Genomic DNA, 14075 nt, shown 5'->3' with positions numbered 1-14075 from the left:
GTCTCCTCGTTCGTCAAGGTCGCGTACCGGCCCAGGCGCGAGTGAGGATCTCGCGCACCAGGTCCTCGGTTACGGGGATCGGGTTGTCGGTGGGTTTGAACGCCTTCGCTGCTTCGACCGCCTGGTCCTCGGTCAGCCCCAGTTCCTTCAGACTCGTCGGGACCTGGGCCGCCGCGAACAGGTCGAACAGCCCGCCGGCCAGGTCCGCGCTGCCGAGTGCAGCTTCCAGACGCGCTTTCGATTGGGGCACGGCGGGTGCGTTGACGCGGGCGACCTGCGGCAGAACGGCCGCGTGTGTCTCGGCATGCGGGAGGTTGTAGGTGCCACCGAGTAGATGGCACAACTTGTGATGCAGTCCCGTCCCGGCTGTCGCCAACGCGGATCCGGCCAGGCATGCGCCGTACAGAAGGTTGCTGCGGGCATCTAAATCGGTGGGCTCAGGCAGCACTTGCCGCAGGCCACCGGCGAGCGCGCGGAGTCCTTCGACCGCGGACAATTCCGTGATCGGGTCCGCCTTCGGCGTCCAGACTGCCTCGACACAATGCGCGATCGCATTGGCGACGCTGGCCGCGGTGACCTTCTTCGGCAGGTGCTGAGTCAGCACGGGGTCGTACACGACAACCCGTGGCAGCACCCTCGGATCGGTGCCTGTCGTCTTGCTCCCGCCAGCAGTCTCACCCCACACCGGCGTCATCTCCGAACCCGCGTACGTCGTCGGCACTGCAACGATTGCCAGGTCGTCGGTGCTGGTGAGAGCGACTGCCTTCGCGAGTCCGATTGCCGAGCCGCCACCGATGGCGATGATTCCGTCGGCGTCGACCTCCCGTGCCTTGGCGCGCGCGTGGTCGGCGACCTCGCTCGGGACGTGCTGGGCTACGCCGTCGATCCGCCCCGCGAATCGATCGCCCAGCTGCTCCTCGATCACGTCAGCCGTATCCCGCGCCGATTTCGTCGCCACGACCAGCGCACGCCGTACCCCGAGGCTCTCGACCTCGTCGGCCACCAGGTCGAGCGCGCCGGCCCCGAGCACCACCCGTCCCGCCAGGAACGTGTGCACGAACCCGGCCTCAGGCCCCGCTCGTCCCGGGCCAACTGGACGCGGCATCGGCAGCTCCGATAGGATTTCGCTCAGCGAATAGTTCTTCTTTCAACGAAAAGTAGGCTAGCCGATGGCTGGTGACACGTCTACAGGCACGTTCCTGCAAGGCCTGGAGCGAGGACTCGCGGTGATCCGCGCGTTCTCCGCCGATGCGCCCTCCCTCACGTTGAGCGAGGTGGCGCGATCGGTCGGGATCACACCCGCGACCGCCCGGCGGATCCTGCTCACGCTGGAGGAGCTCGGCTACGTCCGCAGCGACCACCGCCGCTTCTCGCTCACCCCGCGCGTGCTCGCTCTCGGCTGGGCCTACCTCTCCTCGCTGGACCTGGGCGAACTGGCCGGCCCGTTCATGGAAGAGCTGAGCGCCAAGACCCGCGAATCCTGCTCGATCGCCACCCTCGACCTGCCGGACATCGTGTACGTCGCCCGCGTGCCGACGAGCCGCATCATGACGGTCGCGCTCGGCGTCGGCGCCCGGCTCCCCGCGTACCCGACCTCGATGGGCCGCGTCCTGCTCTCGGGCCTGCCGGACGACGAGCTCACGTCGTACCTGGACTCGCTGCAGGCCGAAGCGCTCACCGACCGCACGGTCACGTCCCCGGACGACCTGCGCGCCACGATCGCCAAGGCCCGCGCCGACGGCTACGCGCTGGTCGACCAGGAGCTGGAGCAGGGCCTCCGCTCGATCGCCGCTCCCATCCACAACTCCCGCGGCCGCGTCATCGCCGCCCTCAACGTCTCCGCCCACGCCTCCCGCTCGACCGCCACCTCGCTACGCACCGAGGCCCTCCCGCACCTCCAACAGGCCGCCGCCCAGATCACCACCGCCCTGACCCACCGCGGCAACTTCTAGGCGCTCTTCAGGCTCTCGACGACCTCCAGGTAGTGCGGGTTGTTCATGACCCCGATCAGGTTGCCGAACGGGTCCTCGACCGACGCCGTACGGAAGCCGGTGTTGCTGCCACGCTCGGCGATGCCCTCGACAACCGTCGCCCCGAGCTCAACCAGCCGGTCGACCGTCTCCTCGAGATCGTCCACGTGCCAGTAGACGATCGCCCCTGCCGGCGAGCCGACCTGGTGGGTCGCGTACTTGGCGTCGATGATCCCCAGCTCGCACTGGAAGTCGCCGAACCGGAACTCGACGTACGCCGGCTCCTCCGCGCTCGGCACCGCGTAGTACGCCGCGATCCCCAACAGCTCCTCGTACCAAGCCCGCGCCGTCTTCACATCGGCGGCGTAGAAGCTGACAGTCGCAAGTCCTCGCAACATCGTGGTGGTCCTCTCGCTAGGTCTCCCTGCTGATGACCACCACGATTCCAGTCAAAGTGCTCACCGAATGAGCACTTTGTTGGAGACTTATCGGGCGTCGATGCGCAGGCGGCCGTGGAGGTGCCAGTCGTGCCAGCCGTCGGCGTGCTTGATCGCCTGCCGCAACGTGCCCTCGGCGCTGTAACCGGTTCGCTCGGCGACTCGGCACGACGCTGTGTTGACGGTGGAGTGCTGAATGCTCAGCCGGTTGAAGCCGATCGACTCGAACGCCCAGGCGGATAACGCGTCGACCGATCTCGCCGCGACGGAACGGCCCCGAGCCGCCGGGGTCACCCAGTACGACAGGCTGGCCGACCCCTCCGCGAGCACGATGTTGCGCAGACCGATCTGTCCCAGCGGCTGATCATCGCCGTCGACAACCGCCCAGCTCGCCGCTGACTCGGCCGTCCAACGGTCGGCCCACTGCCCGACCCACTCGGCTGCTTCGTCGAGTGTGTCGAGCCGGCGGACGTGCCACCGCTGGATCTCGGGACACGCGAACGCCGTCATCACGGCAGCCGCGTCGTCGTGCAGCCACGGCCGCAGTACCAATCCGTCGTTCGTCGTCAGGCGCGGCTGGGTGGCACCGCGCAGAGTTCCTTCGGGTAGCGCAGGATCGACGAGCAGCGGCACGGCTTCAGTCCGTTTGGGTGACCTTGCGGAGGCCCCGGGGAGCGTCGGGGTCGAGGCCCAGCTTGCGGGCGAGGAGCTCGATGGCTCGTTGGGCCGGGATGACGAGGGCGAGCGGGGCGAGGGTCTCAGGGAGGTCGGGGCCGGCGAGGTTCACGTCGCAGCGAGAGGCGAACGTGGGGTCGCCGCCGATCCCCAGGATCTTGCTGCCCTTCTCGCGAACCAGGCCGGCCAGCTCGGTCATGCCAGGCAGTGCCGGCCCGTCGCCCGCCGCGACCAGGATCGTCACCAGGTCGGCGTCGACGACCGCGATCGGGCCGTGCTTCAGGTCGGCGTACGAGAGTCCGCGGACCGGCTGGAGGCAGGTCTCCTCGAGCTTCAGGGCGACCTCGAGGGTCGTGCCGAAGGTCAGGCCTCGACCGCTCGCGAGAACGTCGTGCGCCCCGGCCAGCAGGTCCGCAGCCGCCTCGACCGACCCGGACAGCATCTTGGCCGCCGCATCCGGCACCCGCGCGATGTCCGCGTCGAGCGTCCCCGGCCGCTGCGCGAGCGCGTCCACGGCAACCGTGATCGCGGCCAGCTGGGTCGTGTAGGTCTTGGTGGCCGGCACCGCGAGCTCCTTGCCGGCCTGCGTGATCAGCGCGACGTCGGCCGTCGAGGCCAGCGGGCTGTCGCCGTCGTTCGTGATGCCGACGATCGCGGCGCCGTTGCGCTTCGCCCACTCGGCCGTGTCGACGATCTCCTGGGTCGCGCCCGACTGACTGACCGCCACGACCAGCGAGTTCGACAGGTCGAGGTTGGCGCCGTACAGCGTCGCCACCGATGGAGCGGCCAGGGACGCCTGCCGGCCCGCGTGGATCTCGGTCAGGTAGCGGCCGTAGACGCCGGCGTTGTCCGACGATCCACGGGCCACGAAGATCACATGCCGCCGCCCGGCGGCCAGCCTGGTGATGTCGTGCCGCAGGGGCAGAACATGCTCGAACGTCGCCGCGAGCGCCGCCGGCTGCTCGGCGATCTCGCGCGACATCTGGGTTTCCTGGCCGGGCACAGACACCACTGGGATCACTGGTCCTATCTGGTCTTAACAGGTATGCTGCGCACGATAGCAGTGAGCGGCGTCCCGGGGCACCCCCGAGATCCGCCCAGGTCTGGAGGATCGAGATTCCATGGTGGCGACCAAGCGGGCCCAGGTCCGATCGGTGCTGGAACGGCTGATCGACGTCGAGCTGCATCCGGGCGACCCGATCCCCTCCGAGCGCGCCCTGGTGGACAAGCTCAACGTCTCCCGGGTGACCGTCCGGCAGGCGATCAGCGACCTGGTCGAGTCCGGCGCGCTCGAGCGGGTGCACGGCAAGGGGACGTTCGTCACCGGTCCCCAGGTCGACTCCCAGCTGCACCTCACCTCGTTCTCCCGGGAGATGCGGGCCCGTGGCCTCGAGCCCGGGACCGTGGTGCTGTCGGCCAGCGAGATCGAGGCCTCCGACGAGACCGCCAAGGGCCTGCGGGTCGCCAAGGGCACCAAGGTGATCCGGGTCGAGCGGCTCCGCACGGCCGACGCGTCGCCGATGGCCTACGAGGTCGGTTACTACCCCTCCGCGCTCTTCCCCGGCCTGCTCGGTCGCGAGCTCGGCACCCTGTACGACGTTTTTGCCAGTGAGTACGACGTCGTCGTCACCTCCGGTGAGCAGACCGTCCGGGCGGACAACGCCGACGGTCATGTCGCCCGGGTGCTCGGCGTGGCCAGGCGGGCACCCCTGCTGGTCCTCGAGCGCACCACCTTCGCCGGCCGCAAGGTCGTCGAGCTGTCCTGGTCGGCCTACCGCGCCGACCGCTACCGGCTGCACATGGCCCTGACCCCCCGCGGCCCGCGAACCGGGTCCGCCTGACCGGTCCCGGACCGGCCTCCACCCTCGGAGGACATCCGGACGCAACGAACTGGATCGGTCCTGTTCATCAACTGGTCTGCATCCCTGCCGATCGCTCCCCGGCCACCGGGCCGGCCCGGCAGGCGGGCCGCTGGTCACGACGAAGTGCCCGGCGGCAATACTGGAGCCGAACCCACAAGAACTGTGTTGTGAGGAGTACCGCGAGACATGCCTATTGCAACCCCTGAGGTCTACGCCCAGATGCTGGACAAGGCCAAGCAGAACCGCTTCGCCTACCCGGCCATCAATGTCAGCTCCTCGCAGACGCTGATCGCCGCGATCCGCGGCTTCGCCGAGGCGGGCTCGGACGGCATCGTCCAGGTCTCCACCGGCGGTGCGGAGTACCTGTCCGGGTCGACCGTGAAGAACATGGTGTCCGGTTCGGTCGCGCTGGCGGCCTACGCGCACGAGGTCGCCAAGAACTTCCCGGTGAACATCGCGCTGCACACCGACCACTGCCCGAAGGACAAGCTGGACGGCTTCGTCCGGCCGCTGCTGGAGATCTCCGCGGAGCGCGTCGCCCGCGGCGAGAACCCGCTGTTCCAGTCGCACATGTGGGACGGCTCCGCGGTGCCGCTGACCGAGAACCTGGAGATCGCCAAGGACCTGCTGGCCAGGACGGCCGCGGCGAAGATCGTCCTGGAGATCGAGGTCGGCGTCGTCGGCGGCGAGGAGGACGGCGTCGCCAACGAGATCAACGAGAAGCTCTACACCACCGTCGAGGACGGCCTGGCGACGGTCGAGGCGCTCGGCACCGGTGAGAACGGCCGCTACCTGACGGCGCTGACCTTCGGCAACGTGCACGGCGTCTACAAGCCGGGCGCGGTCAAGCTGCGGCCGGAGATCCTGGCGGAGATCCAGGAGCAGGTCGGCGCCAAGGTCGGCAAGGAGCGTCCGTTCGACCTGGTGTTCCACGGTGGCTCCGGCTCGACGCTGGAGGAGATCCGGGCGGCGGTCGACCACGGCGTCATCAAGATGAACGTCGACACCGACACGCAGTACGCGTTCACTCGGCCGGCGGCGGCGCACATGTTCACGAACTACGACGGCGTGCTGAAGGTGGACGGCGAGGTCGGCAACAAGAAGGCCTACGACCCGCGCGCCTGGGGCAAGGCGGCCGAAGAAGGTATGGCGAAGCGCGTCGGCGAGGCTTGCGAGAGCCTGCGCTCGACGGGCACGTCGCTGAACGGCTGAGATCATCTGGGTCCTCCTCAAGAGGGTCTGCGAAGGGCTCACCACCGCGCGAGGAACGCGTGGCGGTGGGCCCTTCGGTCACATCCGGGCTCGGGCCAGGTCGAAATGGCGGATGCCGGTGCGGCGGGCTGCTCGGGTGAACGTGGTGCGGATGCGGTCGGCCACGGTCGGTGGGTCGTCGAGATCGGTCCAGGAGATCCAGCAGTGCTCGACGGGTTGCGGTCCGTCGGGATCGGCGGCTGCCGGCTCGGGGAGTGGTTCTTCGGGGGAGGGCTCGAATTCCTCGCACCAGAAGGGGAAACGCGGCTCGAACTCGACGACGGTGCGTTCGTCGGGGAACCAGAGTCCCTCTGTCGGGAGGTCCGGGTCGTCGGCCTCGGGCGGTGGCGACGGGCTGGGGGTCGGCAGACCGGCGGTGGCGAGGATCAGGCGCAGACGGGACTCGGCGATCGAGGCGGCACCGGTGAGGTGGTCGAGGACCGTGAGCGCGCGTCGGTTGCCGTGGTCGAGTTGGGTGACCGCGCGTTTCAACGTGCGCATGCTGACGAGACCGGCATACAGAGCGGCGTCGGCCAGCGCGACCGCAGGAGCCGGTGGGGCGGTGGCGGCCACCTCGGCGATGGCGCGGGCCGGCGAGGCCAGGCGCAGGCCGTTCCACAGTTGGAGGCCGGCGCCGACCGGATCGCGGATGTGGCGATGGACGCCGCGTAGTCGGCCGGACCTGCCGTCGGAGGCCGTCACGTGGACGCGGGTCAGGTCGAGACCCCAGACAGGTAAGGCATGCAGGGCTGCCGCGGATTGGTGGCTGGCGAAGACGTTCGGCCCGGCGGCGCGGAGCACGCCGTACACACTGCGCAGGTGGAGGACCTCGTCGGTGACGAGCATGAGGGATCGTTGGGCGGCATAGGTCCCGCGCCGGATCCGGCGCCAGCAGCCGGTGTCCAGCAGGGAGTCGATATCAGCGTCGGGGTAACCGCAGGCCCGCGCGTCGGCGCGGGTGAACACGCCACCCCGGATCGAGGCCATCACAGCAAGTTGAGGATTCATGCCCTAGAACTTGCCGCGATCGGCCCCCGCCCGGACCGACGACTTTCAAGCTGTGGAGAACTTGTGCCGGACCCAGACATTCGGCTCGACGTAGACGGCGCGATCGGCGGCGACGTCGCACTCCACTGGGACGAGTCCGCCCGGGACCACGACGAGCCCGGTCCGATCGAACGGCAGACCGGTCCAGGAACGCCATTCGGCCAGCGATCCCGCGATCACCCAGGATGCGGATGCGACTCCGGCGAGCTGGCCGCCGGCGCGGACGTGGGTGCGCAGCCATGGGTCGCATGGCAGGCCGTCAGCGCGCGTACGAGCGACGTACTCGGCCATGGAGGTCCGAGGTTCGTGATGCTTGTGCGTCGGCCGTACAGGGGCATCCAGGACGTCCAGCCCGGCGTCTGCGGCCGCCTCGCGAAGGGCCGCGAGCATGAGGGCCGCGATGCCCTGGTTCTGCCAGTCGTGCGCGACGCTGATGTTGAGTGCGCAGGCGGTGTCGGGCCGGACGCCGCGGCGTACGTCGGTGAAGGCCCAGACCACAGCCAGCTCCCATCCACCGGGCGGAAACTCCGGGCGGCCCGCCCGCGCGAACTGCACAGCGTGGGCCTCGGCGATGACGCTCTCGCCCTCGGTGGCAATCAGGCAGGTTGTCGGGAAGACCGCCGGGACCTGACCGAAGTACGCCTCGGAGACGTGGTTGTGGCGCATGAAACCGGGCCAGCCGCGGACGTCGATGTCAGCGTTCGCGAGCTCGGGGCGATCAGCGACGGTGGTGATCTCCACGGGCATGAAAAAAGCTCGTCATCTTTCTATGACGAGCTCGGCGCGGGTTGGGACCCAGGGTTGCCAGAGGAGGGGCATGTCGGCTTCGGCGGGGGTGCGGTTGCCTTTGCGCTCATTGCAGGAGGCATGGGCGGCCACGGCGTTCAGCCACTCGGTGCGGCCGCCCCTGGATCTGGGTTGGACATGGTCCATGGTGTCGGCGTTCTCGAGACCGCAGTACGCGCAGCGGAACTTGTCCCGGCGCAGTACGCCGTGCTTGCTGTACTTCATCCGGCCGGCCGCGTAACGCCAATGCGTGACGACGTACCGGACCAGGCGTAGGACGCGGGGCACCGGGAATGGGCCGATAGTTCGCTCTCCGTGCGCTTCTTCGACCACTGCGACCTCCCGCACCAGCATCCGGATGGCGTGCTGGATCGAAACGGTGTGCAGCGGTTCGTACGACGCGTTCAGGACTATGACGCTCATCCGGTGCCTCCTTCCGGCCGTAGCTGGGAACCACGGCGGTTGACGCAGGGTCTCAAGCATCCGTGGCCGGTGGGTGAACGGTCAACGGATTTCGTCAGACGGTCACGTGCCGGTACGGCTGCGTGATCGGCGAAGATGTGCTTATGGAATTGAACAATCTGCTCTCAGGCCCACCCGAGACACTACTACCGGTCGACCCGGCCGCGGCGGAACTCGCCGACGGGGCTGCTCCGGCCGACGTCGCGGCCAAGCACCCGACGTCGTCGCTGGCCTGGGCCGTGCTTGCCGAGGGCGCCTTGGCGGACGGCCGGACCATCGAGGGGTACGCGTACGCGCGGACCGGCTACCACCGTGCGCTGGACCTGCTCCGGCGGAACGGCTGGAAGGGCCACGGCCCGGTGCCGTGGGAGCACGAGCCGAACCGCGGGTTCCTGCGCGCGCTGGCCGCACTGGGCAAGGCGGCCGCGCTCATCGAGGAGAAGGACGAGGCGGAGCGGTGCGCCACGTTCCTGCGCGACTCCTCGCCGACTGCTGCCGACGCCCTGAGCTGAAACCTGGTTGTGGGGTTGGTTGCCCGGCGGGATGATCTGCCGGGTGACCAGCCCTTATGCGCAAGACCGGTTCAGCGCCGGGTTCGACTGGGGGCCGGTGGGGGCGAGGGTCGTTGCCGGGGACATCGTGGCGGTAGTGGATGTGCTGTCGTTCACCACCGCGGTGACCGTGGCGGCCGATCTCGGGATCGACGTCTACCCGTATCGGTGGCGCGACGAGACAGCTGTTGCGTATGCCGAGCAGTTGGGCGCGAAGCTGGCGGTGGGGCGGTCCGAGGCTGGGCCGGGTGATGTGAGTCTGTCTCCGGCCACGATTCGGCGGGCGGAGGGTGTCAGCAGGCTGGTGCTGCCGTCGCCGAACGGGTCGACGATCGCCAAGCAGCTCAGTGACAGCGGCGCGACGGTGCTCGCGGTGTCGCTGCGCAACCGGCGAGCGGCAGCGGACTGGGTCAAGAAGCAGGGCACGGGACGTCGGGTCGTTGCGATCGCGGCGGGAGAGCGGTGGCCCGACGGATCGCTCCGGCCGGCTGTCGAGGATCTCTGGGGAGCAGGCGGGTTCCTCAGCGCGCTCGGCCGGGACGACCTGTCCCCGGAGGCGCGCGCGGCGGTGGCGGCGTACGACGCGGTTGCCGATCAGCTGCCCGAGCTGCTGCACGAGTGCGCCGGCGGTCGCGAGCTGACGCAGTACGGCTATCCGGAGGACGTCGCGATCGCGGCGGAGGTGGACGAGAGCCCGAGCGTGCCGGCGCTCGAGAACGGTACGATGTTCAGGTCAACCTGAACCAATGAATGCCCGTTGACAGTGCCGGCAGGTGGCGAGCGTCCCCGTTTCCTGCCGAACATGGACGGTTCTAGGCGGACGGACAGACCGGCGAAGCTGGACGCCCACGGTCGGGTCCCCCGCCCCTCCGGGCAGCGGAAGGTCACACCGTGCCGGCTCTCACCGGACGGATCGTCGCGCCCACTTACGCAGAAGTACTGCGGACCCCTGGCGCGTGGAAGTTCTACCTCGCAGCGGCCCCGGCAAGGATCGGGATCGCCATGACCGGCCTCGGCATCGTCTGGCTGGTCCACGGATCGACCGGCTCGTACGCCGCGGCCGGCAGCGTCACCGGCGGCTTCGCCGTCGCCGAGGCGGTCGCCGGGCCGCAGGTCGCGCGACTGATCGACCGATTCGGTCAGACCCGGATGTTGCCCGTCACGCTGCTCGCCCATGCGACGGCGATCGCTCTGCTCATCAGCCTCACCGTCTCCGACGCGTCGCTCTGGTCGCTTGTTGTCGCCGGCGTCCTCGCCGGCGGATCACTACCGCAGCTGAGTGCACAGACGGCAGCCCGGTGGTCGTACGCGCTCCGCGACACCCCACTGCTCTCGTCGGCGTTCGCCTTGGAGGCACTGAGCGTCGGCATCGCGTTCATGGTCGGCCCAGGGCTGGTTGGCATCGTCAGCTCGTCCACCACCCCGGCAGCTGGCTCGATCCTCGCGACGAGTCTTCTGCTGGTCGGCGGCCTCCTGCTGGCGATCCAACGCGGTACGGCGCCGCCGCCGACCGCACCCGGTGAGCACGGGAGCGCGAAACGCCTGCTGCACAAGCGATTCGCCAGCCTCGTCGGTACGAACATCGGCATCGGTCTGTTCTTCGGCAGCATGCAGGTGTCCGTCACGGCCTTCGCAGTCTCGAGAGGTACGGCGGGCCTGGCCGGACCGCTCTACAGCATCACCAGCCTGGTGAGCCTGTTCGCCGGACTCGTGTACGGCGCACGTCGCTGGCGGACTGCTCCGGAGACACAGTTCGTCATCGCCTTCATCTGGCTGACCATCAGCTGCGTGCCCTTGATCGCAGCGCACACCTCAGTGACCATAGCCGTCGCGTTGGTCCTTCCTGGCTTGGCGATTGCACCGTTCCAGACCCTGTCCGCGGTGTTGACCGAGTCGACCGTCCACCCTGCGATCCTGACCCAGGCATTCACCTGGGTGAACTCAGGCGGCGCAGCGGGCATGGCACTGGGCTCCGCATTCGCCGGCTGGGTCGTCGACGGGCACAGTGCGCAGTACGGCTTCGTCGTCGCGCTCGCAGCAGCGGCGACGGCAACGCTGATGGCGATGACGGTGAAGCTCAGCGGTAGGTGATCTGGCGTTCGGCGGCGGCTCTCGTGGCGTACTCCGCCGGGGTCAGACCGATCTGCTGCTTGAACTCTTTCGAGAAGTGGGCCTGGTCGAAGTAGCCGAGCGACGCGGACAGCTCCGCCAGCTCGGCTACTTCGCCCTGGGCAAGCAGCTCGGCGCCGTCGTGCAGCCGATAGCGCCGCAGGATCCACTTCGGCCCGACGCCGACGTACCGCCGGAACAGCCGCTGCAGAGTCCGGATCGGTACGTCGAATCGCTCGGTGATCTCGTCCACGCGTGCCATCGACCGGTCGGTCGTCATGGTCGAGACGATCTCGCGCACCAGCTCGTACGACGGGTCGGGCGGCGCGAGGTGGTCGCGCAGGAACGCCTCGAACACGGCGCGACGTCGCTCGTCGGACTCGGCCGTGAACATCAGGTCCGCCAGCCGATCGCCGTCCGGGAAGACCTCGCTCAACGGCAGCACCTCGTCGCGGAACGAACCAACGTCGAGTCCGGTGATCGCGCCGAAACCGCCGGCCCAGAACTTCACCCCGAACGCCCGTCCCCGGCCCACCAGCTCCCGCTCGAACTTGCGCGTGCAGACGCCGTTCACGAACGCGCCACCCGGCTGCTCGAACGTCACGTTCACGCTCGGGAACGGCAGCACCTCGGCCGTGTACGGCTCGTCCAGATCCCACTCGACGATCCAGTACCACTCCACGAACCGCCCCGCGTCCGGACCGGGCGCGAGGCGCTGCAGCGAGCGGTGCCGGGCCTGCTCCCGCGGATGCAGGATGCCCTTCTCGCTGTCCGGCGGCTGGGTCAAGGCTGTCGCTTTCTTACAAGACCGGTACGGCGGTCACACCGTTGACTAAGAGTCATGACGACGAACACGGTAAACCCCATCCCCGACGGTTATCACTCGCTGACCCCGTACCTCGCCGTCGCGGACGGGCCGAAGGCGATCGAGTTCTACCGGTCGGTCTTCGGGGCGGAGGTGATCAGCCGGCAGGACCTGCCCGACGGGCGGGTCGGCCAGGCGGAGCTGAAGATCGGGAACTCGATGCTGCAGTTGAGCGACCAGATGCCGCAGATCGGGCTGCGGGCGCCGAACGGCGAGTGGGTGCACTCCTCGCTGGTGCACTACGTGCCGGACGTGGACGCGACGTACGCGAAGGCGATCGAGGCCGGCGCGACGTCGGTCGAGGCGGTGCAGACCTTCATGACCGGGGATCGCTTCGGCACGGTGATCGACCCGTTCGGGCACCGCTGGGCGATCCTGACGAAGGTCGAGGACGTCTCACCGGAGGAGGCCGACCGCCGCGTGAAGGAGTGGCTCGCCTCGAACCCCGAGGGCCTTGAGTAAATGAGGAAGCGGCCCGCCGGAACCGTCCCCTGCGGCAGTTTCGGCGGGCCGCTGACTAAGAGTGTGCACGTGATCACGCAAGTTGGCAACCCATCGCTTGATGAAACAGCTATTTGAAACAGTCGCTTGGAGATTGTGGACAGGCCCGAAACGCCTGCGCCCGGTTCCGGTAGGCTTTGGTCGCAAGAGCCTGGATGCGTTACCGGATGAATGTCCGGTGAACGTCTCCGGGCTTCACCGTTTCCAGCACCGACCGCCACGGGGTGTGAAGTTGGTGCGTGAAGAGGAGGGCTGAGATGCCCGCAATCGTGCTCGTCGGCGCCCAGTGGGGCGATGAGGGCAAAGGCAAGGCGACCGATCTGCTCGGCAACACGGGCGAGGTCATCGACTACGTGGTGAAGTTCAACGGCGGCAACAACGCCGGCCACACGGTGGTGATCGGATCCGAGAAGTACGCGCTGCACCTGCTCCCGAGCGGCATCCTCACACCGGGCGTGACCCCGGTGATCGGCAACGGGGTCGTGGTCGACCTCAGCGTGCTGTTCGAGGAGCTCGACGCGCTGCAGGCGCGCGGAGTGGACACGTCGCGACTCGTGGTCAGCGCGAGCGCGCACGTCATCCCGCCGTACAACCGGACCCTCGACAAGGTCACCGAGCGGTTCCTCGGCAGCCGGAAGATCGGGACCACGGGCCGCGGTATCGGTCCGACGTACGCCGACAAGATGAACCGGGTCGGCATCCGGATCCAGGACCTGTACGACGAGAAGATCCTCGAGCAGAAGGTCACCGGCGCGCTGGAGCAGAAGAACCAGCTGCTGGTGAAGGTGTACAACCGGCGCGCGGTCGAGATTCGCGAGGTGCTGGACGAGCTGCTGGCCTACGCCGACCGCCTGCGGCCGATGGTCGCGGACACCAGCCTGCTGCTGAACAAGGCGCTCGACGACGGCAAGACCGTGCTGATGGAGGCCGGTCAGGCCACGTTGCTCGACGTCGACCACGGCACGTACCCGTTCGTCACCTCGTCGAACGCGATCTCCGCCGGCGCGTGCACCGGCACCGGCATCCCGCCGACCCGGATCGACCGCGTGATGGCCGTCGTGAAGGCCTACACCACCCGCGTCGGCGAGGGCCCGTTCCCGACCGAGCTGCTCGACGCGGACGGTGAGTGGCTGCGGCAGCAGGGCGCCGAGTTCGGTACGACGACGGGCCGCCCGCGTCGCTGCGGTTGGTACGACTCGGTCATCGCCCGGTACGCCGCTCGCGTGAACGGCGTCTCCGACTTCGTCCTCACCAAGCTCGACACCCTCACCGGCCGCGAGAAGATCCCGGTCTGTGTCGCGTACGAGGTGAACGGCGTCCGGTACGACGAGATGCCGATGACCCAGACCGACTTCCACCACTCGGTCCCGGTCTACGAGGAGTTCGACGGCTGGTCCGACGACATCTCCGGCTGCCGCACGTTCGAGGACCTGCCGAAGGAGGCGCAGTCCTACGTCCGCGCTGTCGAGTCGCTCAGCGGCGCTCGCATCTCCGCGATCGGCGTCGGCCCCGAGCGGAGCCAGATCGTCCAGCTCTGAGAAGGGCGCCCGGCCTCCCCG

At 68.7% G+C, this 14075-nt stretch carries 16 protein-coding genes; 8 read left to right on the top strand and 8 right to left on the bottom strand.

The annotated features are described in order from the left end of the window. Positions 1-13: 13 nt before the first annotated feature. On the bottom strand, positions 14-1105 hold the full coding sequence (locus ACIA58_RS04495; protein WP_396402182.1) for a maleylacetate reductase: 1092 nt from the start codon (positions 1103-1105) through the stop codon (positions 14-16). A gap of 64 nt (positions 1106-1169) precedes the next feature. On the opposite strand from ACIA58_RS04495, the gene ACIA58_RS04490 reads away from it, so the two are divergent. Further along, positions 1170-1952, top strand: coding sequence for an IclR family transcriptional regulator C-terminal domain-containing protein (locus ACIA58_RS04490; RefSeq protein ID WP_396402181.1), 783 nt, complete (start codon positions 1170-1172; stop codon positions 1950-1952). Here ACIA58_RS04490 and ACIA58_RS04485 read toward each other — a convergent pair. From ACIA58_RS04485 to ACIA58_RS04475, 3 genes are all read right to left on the bottom strand, one after another. Then, the gene (locus tag ACIA58_RS04485) at positions 1949-2368 is read right to left on the bottom strand and encodes a VOC family protein (RefSeq protein WP_396402180.1); all 420 of its coding nucleotides are present in this window, start codon (positions 2366-2368) and stop codon (positions 1949-1951) included. The genes ACIA58_RS04490 and ACIA58_RS04485 overlap by 4 nt on opposite strands. An 87-nt stretch (positions 2369-2455) precedes the next feature. Beyond that, positions 2456-3040, bottom strand: coding sequence for a GNAT family N-acetyltransferase (locus ACIA58_RS04480; RefSeq protein WP_396402179.1), 585 nt, complete (start codon positions 3038-3040; stop codon positions 2456-2458). A 4-nt stretch (positions 3041-3044) separates the two neighbouring features. Beyond that, positions 3045-4064, bottom strand: coding sequence for an SIS domain-containing protein (locus ACIA58_RS04475; protein ID WP_396402178.1), 1020 nt, complete (start codon positions 4062-4064; stop codon positions 3045-3047). A gap of 139 nt (positions 4065-4203) precedes the next feature. Between ACIA58_RS04475 and ACIA58_RS04470 the strand changes: the two genes are divergently transcribed. Next, positions 4204-4923 carry a GntR family transcriptional regulator gene (locus tag ACIA58_RS04470; RefSeq protein ID WP_130388014.1) on the top strand — a complete coding sequence of 240 codons (720 nt, stop codon included), beginning with the start codon at positions 4204-4206 and terminating at the stop codon, positions 4921-4923. A gap of 207 nt (positions 4924-5130) precedes the next feature. Beyond that, a complete protein-coding gene (gene fbaA, locus ACIA58_RS04465) occupies positions 5131-6156 on the top strand; it encodes a class II fructose-bisphosphate aldolase (protein WP_396402177.1) in 1026 nt (341 codons plus the stop codon). A gap of 78 nt (positions 6157-6234) precedes the next feature. Here fbaA and ACIA58_RS04460 read toward each other — a convergent pair whose 3' ends face one another. The 3 genes from ACIA58_RS04460 to ACIA58_RS04450 are packed head-to-tail and all read right to left on the bottom strand — an operon-like array spanning position 6235 to position 8451. Beyond that, complete coding sequence (locus tag ACIA58_RS04460; RefSeq protein ID WP_396402176.1) at positions 6235-7203, bottom strand: type IV toxin-antitoxin system AbiEi family antitoxin domain-containing protein; 969 nt, start codon at positions 7201-7203, stop codon at positions 6235-6237. A 45-nt stretch (positions 7204-7248) separates the two neighbouring features. Next, the gene (locus ACIA58_RS04455; RefSeq protein ID WP_396402175.1) at positions 7249-7989 is read right to left on the bottom strand and encodes an N-acetyltransferase; all 741 of its coding nucleotides are present in this window, start codon (positions 7987-7989) and stop codon (positions 7249-7251) included. A gap of 12 nt (positions 7990-8001) precedes the next feature. Further along, the gene (locus tag ACIA58_RS04450) at positions 8002-8451 is read right to left on the bottom strand and encodes an HNH endonuclease (RefSeq protein WP_396402174.1); all 450 of its coding nucleotides are present in this window, start codon (positions 8449-8451) and stop codon (positions 8002-8004) included. Positions 8452-8594: 143 nt separating this feature from the next. On the opposite strand from ACIA58_RS04450, the gene ACIA58_RS04445 reads away from it, so the two are divergent. The 3 genes from ACIA58_RS04445 (at position 8595) to ACIA58_RS04435 (ending at position 11132) form a co-directional block, all read left to right on the top strand. After that, a complete protein-coding gene (locus tag ACIA58_RS04445; RefSeq protein WP_396402173.1) occupies positions 8595-9002 on the top strand; it encodes a DUF3151 domain-containing protein in 408 nt (135 codons plus the stop codon). A 43-nt stretch (positions 9003-9045) separates the two neighbouring features. Then, positions 9046-9783 (top strand): 2-phosphosulfolactate phosphatase, encoded by a 738-nt coding sequence (locus tag ACIA58_RS04440; protein ID WP_396402172.1) that lies wholly within the window; start codon positions 9046-9048, stop codon positions 9781-9783. 149 nt (positions 9784-9932) lie between these two features. Beyond that, entirely contained in the window at positions 9933-11132 is a 1200-nt protein-coding gene (locus tag ACIA58_RS04435; RefSeq protein ID WP_396402171.1) for an MFS transporter, read from the top strand. Here ACIA58_RS04435 and ACIA58_RS04430 read toward each other — a convergent pair. Next, on the bottom strand, positions 11119-11937 hold the full coding sequence (locus ACIA58_RS04430; protein WP_396402170.1) for a DUF6597 domain-containing transcriptional factor: 819 nt from the start codon (positions 11935-11937) through the stop codon (positions 11119-11121). The genes ACIA58_RS04435 and ACIA58_RS04430 overlap by 14 nt on opposite strands. 54 nt (positions 11938-11991) lie before the next feature. On the opposite strand from ACIA58_RS04430, the gene ACIA58_RS04425 reads away from it, so the two are divergent. Both ACIA58_RS04425 and ACIA58_RS04420 read left to right on the top strand, forming a co-directional pair. Beyond that, positions 11992-12477 (top strand): VOC family protein, encoded by a 486-nt coding sequence (locus ACIA58_RS04425; RefSeq protein WP_396402169.1) that lies wholly within the window; start codon positions 11992-11994, stop codon positions 12475-12477. A gap of 296 nt (positions 12478-12773) precedes the next feature. Then, positions 12774-14054, top strand: coding sequence for an adenylosuccinate synthase (locus tag ACIA58_RS04420; protein WP_396402168.1), 1281 nt, complete (start codon positions 12774-12776; stop codon positions 14052-14054). The last annotated feature ends 21 nt before the right edge of the window (positions 14055-14075 follow it).

The sequence above is a fragment of the Kribbella sp. NPDC051586 genome, from assembly GCF_044453965.1.
Taxonomy (GTDB): Bacteria; Actinomycetota; Actinomycetes; order Propionibacteriales; family Kribbellaceae; genus Kribbella.
Note: the sequence above shows the minus strand (reverse complement) of the source record. Positions and strands in the feature narration are given on the sequence as shown.